The 14238-nt window shown below is 42.0% G+C and carries 18 protein-coding genes; 4 read left to right on the forward strand and 14 right to left on the reverse strand.

Annotated elements, in window-relative coordinates; all coding sequences use genetic code 11:
- Nucleotides 1–45: 45 nt before the first annotated feature.
- Both HMPREF1150_RS10405 and HMPREF1150_RS10400 read right to left on the reverse strand, forming a co-directional pair.
- On the reverse strand, nucleotides 46–678 hold the full coding sequence (locus HMPREF1150_RS10405; RefSeq protein WP_009659166.1) for a DUF421 domain-containing protein: 633 nt from the start codon (nucleotides 676–678) through the stop codon (nucleotides 46–48).
- On the reverse strand, nucleotides 675–1130 hold the full coding sequence (locus HMPREF1150_RS10400; RefSeq protein ID WP_009659108.1) for a DUF3290 family protein: 456 nt from the start codon (nucleotides 1128–1130) through the stop codon (nucleotides 675–677). Before HMPREF1150_RS10400 ends, HMPREF1150_RS10405 begins: the two co-directional genes overlap by 4 nt.
- A gap of 141 nt (nucleotides 1131–1271) precedes the next feature.
- Here HMPREF1150_RS10400 and HMPREF1150_RS10395 point away from each other — a divergent pair, with 141 nt between their 5' ends.
- From HMPREF1150_RS10395 to HMPREF1150_RS10385, 3 genes are all read left to right on the forward strand, one after another.
- Nucleotides 1272–2099, forward strand: coding sequence for an exodeoxyribonuclease III (locus HMPREF1150_RS10395; protein WP_009659139.1), 828 nt, complete (start codon nucleotides 1272–1274; stop codon nucleotides 2097–2099).
- A gap of 11 nt (nucleotides 2100–2110) precedes the next feature.
- Nucleotides 2111–2497 (forward strand): VOC family protein, encoded by a 387-nt coding sequence (locus HMPREF1150_RS10390; protein ID WP_009659120.1) that lies wholly within the window; start codon nucleotides 2111–2113, stop codon nucleotides 2495–2497.
- A 169-nt stretch (nucleotides 2498–2666) separates the two neighbouring features.
- The gene (locus tag HMPREF1150_RS10385; protein ID WP_009659171.1) at nucleotides 2667–3260 is read left to right on the forward strand and encodes a helix-turn-helix domain-containing protein; all 594 of its coding nucleotides are present in this window, start codon (nucleotides 2667–2669) and stop codon (nucleotides 3258–3260) included.
- A 25-nt stretch (nucleotides 3261–3285) separates the two neighbouring features.
- Here HMPREF1150_RS10385 and nth read toward each other — a convergent pair whose 3' ends face one another.
- From nth to tmk, 12 genes are all read right to left on the reverse strand, one after another.
- On the reverse strand, nucleotides 3286–3915 hold the full coding sequence (gene nth, locus HMPREF1150_RS10380; RefSeq protein WP_009659080.1) for an endonuclease III: 630 nt from the start codon (nucleotides 3913–3915) through the stop codon (nucleotides 3286–3288).
- A 94-nt stretch (nucleotides 3916–4009) separates the two neighbouring features.
- Entirely contained in the window at nucleotides 4010–4363 is a 354-nt protein-coding gene (locus HMPREF1150_RS10375) for an arsenate reductase family protein (protein ID WP_002903226.1), read from the reverse strand.
- A 136-nt stretch (nucleotides 4364–4499) separates the two neighbouring features.
- Complete coding sequence (locus HMPREF1150_RS10370; protein WP_002913082.1) at nucleotides 4500–5675, reverse strand: 3-phosphoglycerate dehydrogenase family protein; 1176 nt, start codon at nucleotides 5673–5675, stop codon at nucleotides 4500–4502.
- Nucleotides 5676–5687: 12 nt separating this feature from the next.
- A complete protein-coding gene (gene serC, locus HMPREF1150_RS10365) occupies nucleotides 5688–6779 on the reverse strand; it encodes a 3-phosphoserine/phosphohydroxythreonine transaminase (RefSeq protein WP_002913084.1) in 1092 nt (363 codons plus the stop codon).
- A gap of 203 nt (nucleotides 6780–6982) precedes the next feature.
- Nucleotides 6983–7909 carry a type II restriction endonuclease gene (locus tag HMPREF1150_RS10360; protein WP_002913085.1) on the reverse strand — a complete coding sequence of 309 codons (927 nt, stop codon included), beginning with the start codon at nucleotides 7907–7909 and terminating at the stop codon, nucleotides 6983–6985.
- A complete protein-coding gene (locus HMPREF1150_RS10355) occupies nucleotides 7906–8508 on the reverse strand; it encodes a PD-(D/E)XK nuclease superfamily protein (protein WP_002913086.1) in 603 nt (200 codons plus the stop codon). The genes HMPREF1150_RS10360 and HMPREF1150_RS10355 overlap by 4 nt, the downstream gene beginning before the upstream one ends.
- Complete coding sequence (locus tag HMPREF1150_RS10350; protein WP_002913088.1) at nucleotides 8505–9302, reverse strand: site-specific DNA-methyltransferase; 798 nt, start codon at nucleotides 9300–9302, stop codon at nucleotides 8505–8507. The genes HMPREF1150_RS10355 and HMPREF1150_RS10350 overlap by 4 nt, the downstream gene beginning before the upstream one ends.
- Complete coding sequence (locus HMPREF1150_RS10345; protein WP_002913089.1) at nucleotides 9295–10155, reverse strand: DNA adenine methylase; 861 nt, start codon at nucleotides 10153–10155, stop codon at nucleotides 9295–9297. The genes HMPREF1150_RS10350 and HMPREF1150_RS10345 overlap by 8 nt, the downstream gene beginning before the upstream one ends.
- 112 nt (nucleotides 10156–10267) lie before the next feature.
- A complete protein-coding gene (gene rsmI, locus HMPREF1150_RS10340; protein WP_002913090.1) occupies nucleotides 10268–11137 on the reverse strand; it encodes a 16S rRNA (cytidine(1402)-2'-O)-methyltransferase in 870 nt (289 codons plus the stop codon).
- Between the two features lie 2 nt (nucleotides 11138–11139).
- The gene (gene yabA, locus HMPREF1150_RS10335; protein ID WP_002894690.1) at nucleotides 11140–11457 is read right to left on the reverse strand and encodes a DNA replication initiation control protein YabA; all 318 of its coding nucleotides are present in this window, start codon (nucleotides 11455–11457) and stop codon (nucleotides 11140–11142) included.
- A 24-nt stretch (nucleotides 11458–11481) separates the two neighbouring features.
- Nucleotides 11482–12372 (reverse strand): DNA polymerase III subunit delta', encoded by an 891-nt coding sequence (locus HMPREF1150_RS10330; RefSeq protein ID WP_002913091.1) that lies wholly within the window; start codon nucleotides 12370–12372, stop codon nucleotides 11482–11484.
- Nucleotides 12369–13007, reverse strand: a complete 639-nt coding sequence (tmk, locus tag HMPREF1150_RS10325; protein ID WP_002913092.1) for a dTMP kinase — start codon at nucleotides 13005–13007, stop codon at nucleotides 12369–12371. The genes HMPREF1150_RS10330 and tmk overlap by 4 nt, the downstream gene beginning before the upstream one ends.
- Before the next feature lie 312 nt (nucleotides 13008–13319).
- Between tmk and HMPREF1150_RS10315 the strand changes: the two genes are divergently transcribed.
- On the forward strand, nucleotides 13320–14207 hold the full coding sequence (locus HMPREF1150_RS10315) for a YitT family protein (protein ID WP_002913094.1): 888 nt from the start codon (nucleotides 13320–13322) through the stop codon (nucleotides 14205–14207).
- Nucleotides 14208–14238 lie beyond the last annotated feature (31 nt).

Below are 14238 nucleotides of genomic sequence, written 5' to 3' on the forward strand. Positions count from 1 at the left end.
AAAGCCATTCCACTTCTGGAATGGCTTTCTCTTTGCAAGATTTTCTCAATAGGTCACAACATTCAAGTTGCCGCTTTCATACTCAGCGATGAAGATATTCGAAATATCGGTGTATCCGTCTTTAGCTAATCTCTCCACCAGCCACTCTTCTGTTTTATTAATAGACTCCAGAATATCAATTTGGACAACACCATCTGTGATAAGGGGATATTTAGGATTCTCTTCACCAGCCTGTACAATAATCAGCTGGCCGTTTTGCTCTATAACTGCCCGTTTGACCTGCTTGAGCTGGAAAATACCTTGGCTGCGCAGCTTCAAAGCTACATCTGCTGCTGAAAGACCAACAGAACGGCAGGCTTCGGGACTCAATTTCCCATGCTGAATCAACGTTGTCGGCTTGCCATCAATCAAATGCTTAACCGCACGGACATTGTTATTGAGCCACTTTAGGGTCAAGACCAAGATAGTCCACATGATGAGAATGACTGCATACTGAAGAATGTTAATAGAGCTATTATAAATCACCCCACCGATAATACCACCAAGGACATAGTTTTGAATCTGGTCGATCGCTGAATTTGGCGCCAGATTGCCTTTTCCGGTCACATTGATAACAAAAACCAGTGAGAAAAGTCCCAGTGCTAGCTTAATTAGGATTTCAAGAAAATTCAATGTCATTTTTCAACCTCCACTATTTCGATATCTGTCGTCTTATGCAAGTCAATTTTTTCAAGGAGATATTTATCCGGCTCACTGCCACTCATAGCCCGATAAAAATTCTTTCCGACCTTCAAAATCGCTCCATCAGTTGCGGCTGAAGTATTGACATAGACCTCCGACTTATCGACTCCCAAGTCTTCTGAAATAACCTCAATAAAATGCAGAGAGGTTTGAAACTGGTTATTAGAGGCTTGGTCAGTCTGAAAATTACTAATACCAATCAAGACCATGGCCACCAAGGCCAAAACAGAGATGATGGCTAGTTCCCGGAATTTTGAATCGCGCTTATTGCGATAGGCCTTAAAAGCAAAAAATCCTGTCACAAGCAGCAGCAAGATAGAAAGCGCAACTGTCACCCAGTTTTGCTGGCTAATCTGACTCAAAACATAATCATAAGAATAGAATTTCATGGTTTCTTCCCTCTATTTTTCTAGGATAATTATAGAAAAATTTTCATTATTTTTCAAGCTTTCTTACAATCACTTTGCTATAAATCATTCCTAAATTTTGTTATAATAAACTCAGTAAATTTTACTAGAAAAGGAAATTTTATGAAACTCATCTCTTGGAACATTGACTCTCTCAACGCTGCATTGACCAGTGATTCTGCCCGAGCTCAGCTCTCTCAAGCTGTCCTTCAAACCTTGCAAGCTGAAAACGCAGATATTATCGCCATTCAGGAAACAAAACTCTCTGCGACAGGTCCGACAAAAAAACACTTGGAAATTTTGACAAATCTTTTCCCAGACTATGAAAACACTTGGCGTTCCTCCCAAGAGCCGGCCCGCAAGGGCTATGCAGGAACCATGTTCCTCTACAAAAAAGAACTGACGCCAACCATAACTTTCCCAGAAATCGGCGCTCCGTCAACCATGGATGTCGAAGGTCGCATCATTACGCTGGAATTTGACAACTTCTTCGTCACTCAGGTCTATACGCCTAATGCTGGCGATGGCCTCAAACGCTTGGATGACCGTCAAGTCTGGGATGCCAAATACGCTGAATACTTGGCAACACTAGATGGACAAAAACCAGTCCTTGCTACTGGCGACTACAATGTGGCCCACAAGGAAATCGACTTGGCCAATCCAGCCAGCAACCGCCGTTCACCAGGCTTTACCGATGAAGAGCGTGCCGGCTTTACCAACCTGCTGGCTAAAGGATTTACCGATACCTTCCGCCACTTGCACGGCGATATCCCTAACCAATACACTTGGTGGGCGCAGCGCAGCAAGACTTCTAAAATCAACAATACAGGCTGGAGAATTGACTACTGGCTGACAAGCAACCGTGTAGCTGACAAGGTGACTAAGTCTGATATGATTGACTCCGGTGCGCGCCAAGACCACACACCCATTGTCATGGAGATTGAACTCTAAGGAGAAAACGAATGGACTATCAAGCTGTCATTCCTGAATTTGTAGTATCTGACATCGAAAAATCACGCCACTTCTACTGCGACCTGCTAGGATTCTCTGTCGAATACGAGCGTCCAGAGGAGAAATTTCTCTTCCTCTCGCTTGAAGACTGCCAACTTATGCTAGAAGAAGGCAGCACAGAAGAATTAGCCCAACTAACCTATCCTTTCGGGCGCGGTGTCAATATTTCCTTTGGCATTGAAGATGTCCCTCAGCTCCACCAAAAACTGCTGGAAGCTGACTATCCTATCCATCGTCCTCTGACCAAAAGAGAATTTCGAGTGGGAGATAGCTTTATTTATCCCCATGAATTTGCGATTTTGGATCCAGATGGTTACTTTTTAAGATTTAGTGAATAAGAAAAAGGAGGCTACTGGCCTCTTTTTCAGTAGGAAACATGAATTGACAGACCTGTAAATCCAGTGGCAAAAACCTTTGCTAAATCCCATGAAATAAACATGTCAAAGAATTTTGATAGTCATTTTTTGTATAATTGAGTAGAATGAAATCAGAAAGCGAGGAAATCTTATGCAAGTCGGAAAACAAATCCAGCACTATCGTAAAGAGAAAAATTTATCTCAAGACGATTTAGCTGAAATAATCTTTGTCAGCCGTCAATCCATTTCCAACTGGGAACGCGGCGCAACCTATCCTGATATTCAAAACCTGCTCTTACTGAGTAAGGTCTTTGAAGTATCATTGGACAAACTAGTCAAAGGAGATTTGGAAAACATGAAACAAATTATTCACGACCAAGAATTTATGCGCTATCAAAAAGATGGAGTGGTCTTTAGCTTGCTGCTAATTGGCAGTCCTATCATCAGCATTCCCCTAATTCTTTATTTGGATTGGTACGGCATCGCTATTAGTTGCTTGATTTTTGCTATCGCGATGTTCTACGCCCTACGCATTGAGAAATTCAAGAAAAAGCATAATCTTCGTACCTATCGACAGATTGTCGCCTATGATCAAGGACGCAGCCTGAGCGAGATTGAAGAAGCCGAAGAAAGAGGTAAAGCTCCCTACCAAAGAATCATCCTTCCTGTTCTATTTGGCCTTGGAATTGGCGCTATTGCTCTGCTATTTTACTGGATCTTACTTACTTTCTTCCCTATCAAATAAAAGCGAAGTCATCAGACCTCGCTTTTTAACTATCTTTAAAGTTATAAAGTTGCGGATAGTGATCGCACTCGGGATTTTTAGGATGACAGATAGCCCGTCCAAAGTAAATCATGGCCTGATGAGCCGGCAGCCAGCGCTCGGGCGGAAGCACCTCCATGACTCGCTTTTCTACCTCTAGCGGCGTTGCTGACTTTTTGACAATATCATGGTGCTTACAGATGCGCTCCACATGAGTATCGACAGCAAAGGCTGGTATGCCAAAGCCAACACTCATGACCACATTGGCCGTCTTACGACCAACACCAGCCAGACTTTCCAATTCTGCCCGCGTTTGTGGTACTTGACCGTCAAAGTCATCCAAAAGCTGCTGGGCACATTTCTTCAAAAACTTGGCCTTGTTGCGATAAAGGCCCAGACGGGAGATGTATTTGGCAATGTCTGCTTCACCAGCCGCAGCCATATCTTGAGGACTTGGATAGGCTTCAAATAAAGCCGGCGTTGCCTTATTGACCGCAGCATCTGTCGTCTGAGCCGACAGCATGACCGCTACCAAAAGCTCAAAGTGATTGCGAAAATCCAGACTGGGCTTGGCGTCAGGAAAAAGAGCAATAATCTCTTCAATGACATGACGAGCCCGTTTTTTTGATAAAACCATGATTTTTCTTTCTAAGATTGAGATAGATTTATTATATCATGAAAGGAAGAAGCATCCAAAAAACTTGATTGAGAATGCAGCTGGTCTTAATACTTTACAACCCCAACTCTTCATACGCCTTCCGGTAGCCAATCTGCAAGATTTGGTTATCTCGAACCAAGAGCGGCCGTTTAATCAGCATGCCGTCTGTCGATAATAAATCAGCAGCTTCCTGAGCAGACAAATGCGGCACCTTTTCTTTGAGACCTAGCTCACGGTATTTGAGGCCGCTGGTATTGAAAAAAGCCTTGATCTCAAAGTCCGAGTTCTGGATCCAGTCTAGGAGTTGGTCCCGGCTAGGTGTATTTTGGACAATATCCACCGCTTCAAAGTCCACTCCTAATTGATTGAGCTCAGCCTTAGCTTTGCGGCAGGTAGAGCATTTTGGGTATTCGATAAATTGTAACATTGTTTTTCCTCCGTCCCTATGATAGCCCAGCTAGCTCCTTCTTGTCAAGCCGAGACTCATTAGAAAAAGCCGACAAGCGAAAGGCTCATCGGCTGGTAAAGACGCATTCCATAAAGAAACACTGTCTATTTCTCGGTTATTTCTTAATCAAACGCACGCGCACAATATTGTCGCTATTCTCAAATTTATCAACCAGCTCCTGAATCTTGCTTTCATCCGATTCATCCAGATCCAGCAAAGTATAGGCATAATCCCCCTTGGAACGATTGATGATATTGTCAATATTGATATTCAAATCACTGACCGCTGTTGAAATCCGAGCCACAATATTTGGTACATTTTTGTTAATCAGGGTAATCCGATAAGGCGCTGAGAGTGCCTGACGGACATTAGGGAAATTCACAGAGTTGATAATCTCGCCCGTTTCCATGAAGCGGCGAATGGTTTTCCCAGCCATAATGGCACAGTTGAGCTCAGCTTCTTCGGTCGAGCCACCCAAATGCGGAAAGACTGTAATCTGCGGATGACGGAGCAGTTCTTCTACACCAAAGTCTGTGATATAGCGTTTGACTACACCAGCTTCTATGGCTTCAAAGAGGGCAGCATTGTCCACCAGCTCTCCACGGGCAAAGTTGATGAGGGTTGTTCCCTTTTGCATAAGACCAAAAGCAGCCTGATCAAAAGTAGCGCGTGTATCCTCAGTCAGGGGCACGTGGATAGTGATATAATCACTCTTCTCAAAGATTTCCTTAATATCCGCTACCCGTTTGACATGGCTAGAGATATTCCAAGCTGTTTCAATGGATACATAAGGGTCATAACCAAGGACATTCATTCCCAGACGATAGGCATCGTTAGCAATACGGCCGCCGATAGCACCCAGCCCAATGACTCCCAAAGTCTTCTCTGCAATCTCTGTCCCAGCAAACTGCTTCTTACCAGCTTCCACTTGCTTGGGAACATCGTCGCCAGAAAGGCCGTTGGCCCAGCTGTTAGCTGCGATATAGTCACGCGCTGACAGGAGAATGGAAGCCAAGACTGCTTCCTTCACCGCATTGGCATTAGCTCCTGGCGTGTTAAAGACCACAATTCCCTGAGCCGTTGCCTGGTCGACAGGAATATTATTGGTTCCTGCACCTGCCCGCGCAATGGCTTTGAGCTTGCTCGGAAATTCCTGTCCATGCAGGTTTTGACTGCGCAGGATATAAGCATCCGGATTGTCAGACTTATCTCCGTCAATCTGAAAAGCATTGCCCAGCTCCTTAAGCCCGATTTGATTGATGTTGTTAAAGGTTTTGACACTAAAGACCATAGATTCCCTCCCTTAAGAATTTTCTTCTTCAAATTTCTGCATAAAGGCAATCAAGTCCTTGACACCTTGGAGCGGAAAGGCATTGTAGAGACTAGCTCTCATGCCGCCTACACTGCGGTGCCCCTTGATATTCTTGAATCCCGCTGCCGCAGCCTCTTTGTTAAACTTGGCATCCAGCTCTGGAGTTGGTGATACAAAGGGAATATTGGCGACTGAGCGTTGCTCCTTGTAAAGGACCGGACTGCGGTAAAAATCAGACTGCTCAATGAAGTCGTACAAAAGGCCAGATTTTTCACGATTGCGCTTTTCCATTTCTGCTACGCCACCTAGTTCCTTGACCCACTCAAAGACCAGTTTGGCCATATAGATAGCGAAAGTCGGTGGTGTATTGTAAAGAGAGCCATTGTCCGCCTGAATGCGGTAATCCAACATACTAGATAGAACTGGTTCGTCATCCAGCAAGTCTTCTCGAATGATAACAACCGTCACGCCGGCAGGTCCGATATTCTTCTGAGCCCCAGCATAAATCAAACCAAAATCCTCTACTCGGTACTGAGCAGCAAGGATATTAGAAGACATGTCAGCCACAATCGGCACGCCATTAGTCGCAGGAAGGTCATAAATAGCCGTTCCTTCGATGGTATTATTGGTTGTCAGATGCACATAAGCCGCCTGCGGATCAATCTCCTTTTCATCAAAAGAAGGAATTTCCGTGTAATTTAAATCCTCTGATGAAGCCAAAAGAATGGGCTCAAAAGGAATGAACTTAGACAGCTTGACTGCTTCAGTGTAAGCTTTCTTTCCCCAAGATCCAGCCACTAGATAGTAGGCCTTGCCGCCTTGGGCTAGATTAAGGGGAATCATACTAAACTGAGTAGAAGCTCCACCCTGCAGAAAGAGCACGCGGTAATTGTCCGGAATATCCATGAGCTCACGCAGCAAGCTCTCAGCTTCTTTGATAATATCGTCAAATTCTTTGGATCGGTGGGACAGCTCCATCACACTCATGCCACTTTGGGCATAGTCTAAAAACTCAGCCTGAGCTTTTTTCAAGACTTCCTTGGGCAATACTGCCGGTCCAGCAGAAAAATTGTAAATCGTCATATCCTACCTCCAAAATTTATTTTGTATATCATATCACAAAGTTTAGAAAATATCTATTTTTTCTTAAAAAGAAGGAAATTTTTTAAGAAAACACGAACAAAATAAAGAAAAATAATAAAAGAAGCTATGAAAGCTTCTAATCATTTTAGATCTAGTTTTAAATAAAGCAATTATATCAATACAAAACTACCGCTGATAAATGTTTAGTTTCTAATCAATTTTTTTGGCATCAATAAATCATACAAATAACCATGTTTAAGCATATCCAAATTAAACACATATGGAATATGAGCAAATGCCTCTGCTAATGGCAAACGAGCCGTTTTCCAGCCCACCCCATCTGTCACCCACACAAACTCTACATCATCTGGTGAATTGACGACGAACTGGCTCAATTCAGTAAACTCTCCAGCAACAGCTTTCAGTTTGCTGCCGCCTCCACCATAGTAGTTTGTTTCAATCAACCAAATTTTATGTTTTTCCTTTGAATAAACAGCTACATCAAAACGTCGTTGTGATTTATCAACTGGTACTTCTATATTCCACTTTTCTTTTATGAAAGATGGCGTGGCTTGGGATTTAAACTCTAAATCATACTGCTGACAAACTTTAGCAACACTTCGTTCAAGTATGCCTTCCATAGTCGTTCCACTTCGATTTTTACGAGCATTACTATCTAATCCTGCTTCTACACCATACACATAATCGACAAGTGATCGGCTAGCTTCCTTTTGTAAAAAGTACAACAAACCGGCTTGCTCAATAAAATCTACATAAACTTTTATATCACTTTTGTCAATCTTCTTAAAATCTAATTGATGAAAGCTCATATTATCATCTTCATCCAAGGAAAGAATATCTAAAACTTTATCACGGCTGGCAATCAAGCTAGGAACAGCCCTCAGTAAATCAGGCTGTTTTGAAAATAAATTAAAGGCCTCTTCATAAATATTATCTTTACCAATTAAATAGTTGAGAGTATTTAATTCAAGTTCAAACTCCTTTGTCTCCCGTCTAACCTTATTCCAATTTACATAGTACCCTGGTGTACGGTTGGTAACTGAAAGAGTCGAGAGGAAATATTGTAATCTTTCGTCTGATGATAGTTGAATATAATTCTCTAAGTTCATATTTCCTCCTTTGGTATAGGTAAACCAAACTCCTTTAAAGGAATATAATTAAAGCGATAGTAACATCCTACACTTATAATATAATCTAAGACATCTTTATAATTTGAATTTAAAAACCATTCATCAAGTAAATAATAATATTTAACTTCTTTATTTAAAGGTGAAAATAACTTTTTATATTGTTTCAACTTAAAATCACATGTTTGTAATTTTTCATCAACACTTCCTTGAGTTTTTTGCGTTTTCTTTTCAATGATAAAAACTGTATTATTATCCATTACAAAAATGGAATCATCTGGTAACAATTTTTTGGAAATAATCGCTTTATAGTTCAGGCTTACTTCATCAAAATAACGATATAAACCATGTTTTTGAAAAATTTCTGCTACTTTTTCCCCTTCAAAATTTACTATCCACCGTGCTGTGGAGCTCCTTTTTATTTTTCTTACCTCGCCTGTTCGTTTCACAAGTTTAATATCAAAATCATTTTCCACAACTTCATATCCACTTTGTTTTGAAATAAAATTTGGCAAGTCTGTTTTCAATTCAAAAGCTAGGCCTGTTTTCGTATTTGCACCACCTACGCCACCTTTTTTCATCTCTCTTCCTCCAATCTTCTTTTGGCTATTTCTAAATAATCTTTTTCCGCATCAATACCAATAAATTTACGACCTAACCGCTTAGCTACAACTCCTGTTGTTCCACTGCCAACAAAGGGATCAAGTATATAATCATTTTCTTTTGTGCTAGCCAAAATGATCCGTTCTAATAAATATTCTGGCTTTTGTGTTGGATGTTTTCCTGCCCACTTCTCTGCCTTTTTAGTTAATGGTCCTATCCACACATCCTTCATCTGTTTACCACCATTAATATCTTTCATCAAATCATAATTATAGTAATGCTTAGCTTTTTTATCATCTTTACGAGCCCACAAAATCGTTTCCGTGGAATGAGTAAAATAGCGGCAAGATAGATTCGGAGCTGGGTTGCTCTTTTGCCAAGTAATATTATTTAAAATTTTAAAACCTTCTTGTTCCAAGGCCATACCCACAGAGTAAATATTATGTAAGCTGCCTGAAATCCAGATAGTACCATTAGGCTTTAAAATAGGTCTGACTAATCGTAACCACCGTCGATTAAAGTCATGTTTCTCCTCAAGGCCAGAAACCTTATCCCAATCACCTTTATCAACAGAGACAATGTTACCGCCAGAATTTGAAAAACCCCCGTTACTCAAAAAGTATGGTGGATCAGCAAAGATCATATCCATACTTTCTGGCTTCATTTTTGATAAGAAGTCAAAGGTATCTGCATGAACCAGAATAGCCCTTTCCTTATTATAGTATGGTTTTGTCATTAAAACACCCCCATACTTATATTCGTAATTAGTCATAATTTGTTACTATAATTTCTGAAATTTTTCCACGACTTGAGCTCTTAGCACCATTAGTTCGCTGAGCTTCCACAAAATAAATATTAAAATCCTTGTATAATTCTTCTACCAAAGGACTCGAGGAATTTGACAGCATGGCATAGACTCCTCGCTCCGTCAATTCCTTAAAAGTATCGCGTAGACGAACCTGTTCCTCATAAGAAAAGCCCTCGTGGGTATAAGAGGTAAATGAGCTTGTTTCGTTTAACGGAATATAGGGCGGATCAAAATAGACAAAATCGCCAGTTTCAGCATCCTTAACTGCCTCCGCAAAATCTGTTTGCAAAATTTCTACATCATTCTCATTTAGATATTCACTGATTTGATAAAGTAAATCTACATCCACTATTTTGGGATTTTTGTAGCGACCGTAAGGAACATTAAACTGATTTTTAGAATTAACTCGATACAATCCATTGAAATCAACCCGAAGCATGTAGAGAATTCGTGCCGCTCTCTCTACCCCTGTCATCCTGCTAATTCGGCCATCGCGATCTGCCGAACGCAATGCTAAATAATAATCTTTGCTATTATTCTCTTTATGCTTTATCAGTAAATTAATCAATTCAGCTGGATTATTTTTTATCTGGCGATAGGCATTTATCAGTTCCTCGTTAAAGTCATTAATGACCGCTTGTTCTGGAGCCAAATCAAAAAATAAAGCTCCGCCGCCAACAAATGGCTCAAAATAGCGACCATAAGTCTCCGGCATGTAGCTCCTTAACTCTTCTAAAAGTTGGCGCTTTCCCCCAGTCCATTTAGTAAACGGTTGGAGATTATAATATTTTAATTTTACATTAGTGTCTAAAGACATGATTATTCCTTTTAAGTGTAATGAAATTATTATAACACATACCAAACAAAGAATTTGCTTTTATGTTATAAAATACAAAGAAGCCGCTAAAAAGAAAAGTTGAAATAAGATTTCAACTTCCTCTTAGTTCATGATAAACCGCATAGAGCTCGCTCTTGTTCCTGCCGTATTTTTTGGCCACGTTCTTGATGGCTTGATTTTTTTTGCTGCCGGCTTTAACTAAGAGATCAATTTCAGCTAGGATCTGCTCTTGAGATATTTCTTGTTGAGCATCTTCTGCCGCCCCAGCTATAATCAAGAGACATTCTCCTTTTGGCGGATGTTCAGCTGTATAGTCCAACAGCTCTGAAATCAGCCCTCGCTGATACTCTTCATGAATCTTAGTCAGCTCGCGCACCAAGACGACTTGTCGGTCACCATAAACTGCCAGCATATTTTCCAGCGTAGCCCGAACCCGATGAGGGGATTCGTAGAAAATCTGGGTCTCAGGATAGGACTTTTTGCTAGTGAAAAATTCCTTCTGCTGGCCAGCCTTTCTAGGCAGAAAGCCATAGAAAATATGCGGTTGGGGAGCCAATCCGCTGGCAATCAAGGCTGTTATTCCAGCACTAGGACCAGGAATCGGTACTACAGTAATTCCAGCTTCTAGCGCTGCCTGAACCAAATCATGTCCAGGATCAGAAATGCTGGGCAGACCAGCATCCGAAACCTGGGCTATATCACTTCCACTTTGAAGCATGTCCAAGAGAACTGGAATTTTCTCCTTGGCGTTGTGCTCGTGAAAACTGATCTGCTTAGTCTCAATCCCAAAATGCTTAAGCAGCAGGCCCGTATTTCTCGTATCTTCAGCCGCAATCCTGTCAACCTCTTTCAAGGTATTGACCATGCGGAGGCTCATATCGTCCAGATTACCGATAGGAGTCGCGACCAGATAGAGTTTGCCGTAGGCAGTTTCGCCCTTAAAACTTTTTTGAACCTGCATCACTACTCCCTAAATAACAATTCATCGCAGAACATGCACTCTGCGTCATTCTCCCGGCGCTGACCATAGAAATCCGTACAGACATGAAAGCCGTCATAGTAAAGCTTACGCAGATTATCTCGGTTTTTCTTGGTCTTGGTCGGAGCTTCCTTCTCCACCTCTCCCAAGCGCTCCCTCAACTTGTCATTTTCCAGATGCAGAGCAATATTTTCCTCTACCACACTCTTGAGATTTTTCTTGACAGCCTCCACCTCAGCAAGGGTCACTAAAAGCGTCTGTGAAAAATCATCCAAGGCGTCAAATAAGTCTTTTTTATCCATTTTATACTCCTGTGCTGCCTCTTTTTACTTTCCCTTCAAAGTCATATATTCTAAAGCGTTTTGAAAAGATACGTTGGCCCGCCACATCTTCCGAGCCAGCAAAAGCTGCTCCAAGGCCTGTCGACCGCTCTCTGTTGCTATCTCTTTATAAAATAACACTTCCAAGAGCTTGAAGACCTGTTCCTGCTTCTCCTTATCATCAGCCAGCTTTGCCAGACGCGAAACCTGCAGAAATGCCTGACTTGGACGAGTTTGAAAATCCTTGACAAAGCGCTCGCATTCGCTGACTAATTCAAAAAAGGCATTATTATGAGCCAAGCTAGCCGCTTCTGACTGAGTCTGACTATAAGCAGCTAGTAGCTCCGCTCGACTTTTAATCAAGCCATCCTGTTCCAAACTGTGCTGCAGAGCAGCTGTATTTTTCAAGAAATGATAAACCTGAGTCCGACTTCGAATCGTCGGCAGAATCAGCTGTTCATCAGCAGTCAGAAGAAAGATATAAATCTCACTCTGCGGTTCCTCAATGACTTTGAGCAAGGAATTGGCTGCATTGATGTGCATCCGATCCGCATCGCAGATAATGAAAACCTGCCGACTGCCTTCTAAACCACTTTGAGAGAAGTTTCGGACCAACTCCCGAACTCGGTCTGTTTTAATAATGTTATTAACCGGTCCCACCACAGTTACATCAGAAAAATCTTCTGCTGCAATCAAACGACAAGAACGACAGGACTGACAAGGCCAGACGCCTTGCTTATTCTCGCAAAAAAGACTCTGAGACAGGATTTGGGCCATTTCAAAACTGCCAAAAGCTCCGGTAAACAAGTAGGCATGGCTTAGCCGCCCCTGTTCCAAAATATGCTGAAACTGCTCAAATAAGCTGGGCTGGCTTTGCTGTAACTCTTTTATCTTCATGACGGATTCCCAAATCGTTCCTGAATGATGGCCAAACTATCAGCCACTACCTTATCTAGTGGTTGACTGGCATCCACCTTGACAAAGCGCTCAGGCTCCTTGTCAAGAATCGCCAAATAGCCCTGGCGAACCCGCTGGTGCAAGTCCAAACCTTCTAGATCAAGCCGATTCACCTCTCGGCTCTCGCTCCTAGCAATCCGCGCCAGCCCTTCTTCCACATCAATATCAAAATAGAGGGTCAAATCAGGCTTGAGTCCATCTGTCGCAAATTGATTGAGCCAGTCAATATCTGCCACATCCAGCCCCCGTCCGTAGCCCTGATAGGCCACTGAACTATCAATAAAACGGTCCATCAAGACGATTTTCCCTTGCGCCAAAGCTGGCAAAACCCGCTCAGCCAAGTGCTGACGGCGGCTGGCAATGTACAGCAAGAGCTCAGTCTTTGCATCCATAGCCGTATGACTAGGCTCCAAAATCACTTCGCGAATGGCCTCCGCAATCTGGACGCCACCCGGCTCCCGCGTCGTAATAAGACCAGTGCCATATTTTTTCAAAAAAGGAAGCAAGGCTTCCAACACACTCGACTTTCCAGCCCCTTCCGGACCTTCCAGCGAAATCAAAATACCATTTTTCATCTTTACCTTTAATCTCTAACTTCTAATTTCTTAATCTTTATAAGAAAATGCAGATGCGAATTGCTCTAAAGGTTGATATAAGCTACTTTTCAGAGTTCGTCCACATTGCTGAGCAGCCTGATAAGAGCCGACTCCGTCAACTCATTATTTTCATCCCACTCTTTTTATCTATTGTTTATTTTACCAAAAAAAAAGCTAAAAGCCCATCATAAGAAAAGACTTTAAAAATTTTTTCAAAGTGTTTCACAAAGGCTAAATTTTTGGTAAAATATATTCAGAATAAATTTCTGGAAATAGATTTAGGAGGATGTTATGTTTAAATTAAAAAACGTACTGGCCATCATTTTTGGGGCTGGAATTTTTTCTTTTGGGATTCATTATTTGGTCATTCCTTTTCATTTATATGAAGGTGGCGCGACGGGTTTGACCTTGATTGCCTACTATCTGTTTAAAATCCCTGTCTCGACGACCAACCTGATTATTAACATTCCTCTCTTTATTATTGCTTGGAAGCTACTGGGCTCAAGAACACTCTACCTCAGCATTCTGGGAACCTTCTCCGTGTCTGCTTGGCTCAAGATTTTTGAAATCCTACCTGCCTCCAAAAACCTGCAAGACTATTTCCTCTCAGCTCTGGACGGGGATGTTTTACTGGCCTGTCTTGGAACAGGGATTGTTTTAGGGATTGGACTGGGCATCATCTTCAATGCTGGCGGAACAACTGGCGGTACTGATATTGTAGCCCGCATCTTTAATAAATATACGAGCATTTCCATGGGCAAACTCATGCTGACTGTTGATTTTGTGGTCATCACCTTAGTTCTCCTTGTTTTCAAAGACCTACGCATGGTGTCTTATACCCTGATGTTTGTCTTTATCACCTCGCGCGTCATTGACTTGATTGCAGAAGGAGGCTTTGCCGGCAAGGGATTCCTTATCGTTACCAGCAAACCGGCAGAACTGGCTGAAGCTATCAATAACAAGCTGGATCGTGGAGTGACCTTCCTCAAGGGCCAAGGCTTCTATAGCAAGCAGGATCTCCAGATTGTCTACTGTGTTGTTTCCCGTAATGAAATGCAACAGATGAAGAAACTCATTAACCAAGTCGATCCATTTGCCTTTACAACTATTACCGAAGCCCATGAGATTTTGGGCGAAGGCTTCACTTTAGATGCCAACAAACAACCTATTGTACGTTAAAAACCTCATCCATGATGAGGCTTTTTTATCG

The organism is Streptococcus sp. AS14 (genome assembly GCF_000286495.1).
Lineage (GTDB): Bacteria > Bacillota > Bacilli > Lactobacillales > Streptococcaceae > Streptococcus > Streptococcus sanguinis_P.

Bases quoted from the DNA above. Each gene is read 5' to 3' on its own strand.
- yabA (WP_002894690.1), bottom strand. From the start codon at position 11,457: ATGGATAAAAAAGACTTATTTGACGCCTTGGATGATTTTTCACAGACG.
- HMPREF1150_RS10375 (WP_002903226.1), bottom strand. From the start codon at position 4,363: ATGTTACAATTTATCGAATACCCAAAATGCTCTACCTGCCGCAAAGCT.
- HMPREF1150_RS10350 (WP_002913088.1), bottom strand. From the start codon at position 9,302: ATGACTAATTACGAATATAAGTATGGGGGTGTTTTAATGACAAAACCA.
- HMPREF1150_RS10315 (WP_002913094.1), top strand. From the start codon at position 13,320: ATGTTTAAATTAAAAAACGTACTGGCCATCATTTTTGGGGCTGGAATT.
- HMPREF1150_RS10400 (WP_009659108.1), bottom strand. From the start codon at position 1,130: ATGAAATTCTATTCTTATGATTATGTTTTGAGTCAGATTAGCCAGCAA.
- serC (WP_002913084.1), bottom strand. From the start codon at position 6,779: ATGACGATTTACAATTTTTCTGCTGGACCGGCAGTATTGCCCAAGGAA.
- HMPREF1150_RS10395 (WP_009659139.1), top strand. From the start codon at position 1,272: ATGAAACTCATCTCTTGGAACATTGACTCTCTCAACGCTGCATTGACC.
- HMPREF1150_RS10405 (WP_009659166.1), bottom strand. From the start codon at position 678: ATGACATTGAATTTTCTTGAAATCCTAATTAAGCTAGCACTGGGACTT.
- HMPREF1150_RS10355 (WP_002913086.1), bottom strand. From the start codon at position 8,508: ATGAAAAAAGGTGGCGTAGGTGGTGCAAATACGAAAACAGGCCTAGCT.
- HMPREF1150_RS10390 (WP_009659120.1), top strand. From the start codon at position 2,111: ATGGACTATCAAGCTGTCATTCCTGAATTTGTAGTATCTGACATCGAA.
- HMPREF1150_RS10360 (WP_002913085.1), bottom strand. From the start codon at position 7,909: ATGAACTTAGAGAATTATATTCAACTATCATCAGACGAAAGATTACAA.
- tmk (WP_002913092.1), bottom strand. From the start codon at position 13,007: ATGAAAAATGGTATTTTGATTTCGCTGGAAGGTCCGGAAGGGGCTGGA.
- HMPREF1150_RS10330 (WP_002913091.1), bottom strand. From the start codon at position 12,372: ATGAAGATAAAAGAGTTACAGCAAAGCCAGCCCAGCTTATTTGAGCAG.
- HMPREF1150_RS10370 (WP_002913082.1), bottom strand. From the start codon at position 5,675: ATGGTCTTTAGTGTCAAAACCTTTAACAACATCAATCAAATCGGGCTT.
- rsmI (WP_002913090.1), bottom strand. From the start codon at position 11,137: ATGCAGGTTCAAAAAAGTTTTAAGGGCGAAACTGCCTACGGCAAACTC.
- HMPREF1150_RS10385 (WP_009659171.1), top strand. From the start codon at position 2,667: ATGCAAGTCGGAAAACAAATCCAGCACTATCGTAAAGAGAAAAATTTA.
- nth (WP_009659080.1), bottom strand. From the start codon at position 3,915: ATGGTTTTATCAAAAAAACGGGCTCGTCATGTCATTGAAGAGATTATT.
- HMPREF1150_RS10345 (WP_002913089.1), bottom strand. From the start codon at position 10,155: ATGTCTTTAGACACTAATGTAAAATTAAAATATTATAATCTCCAACCG.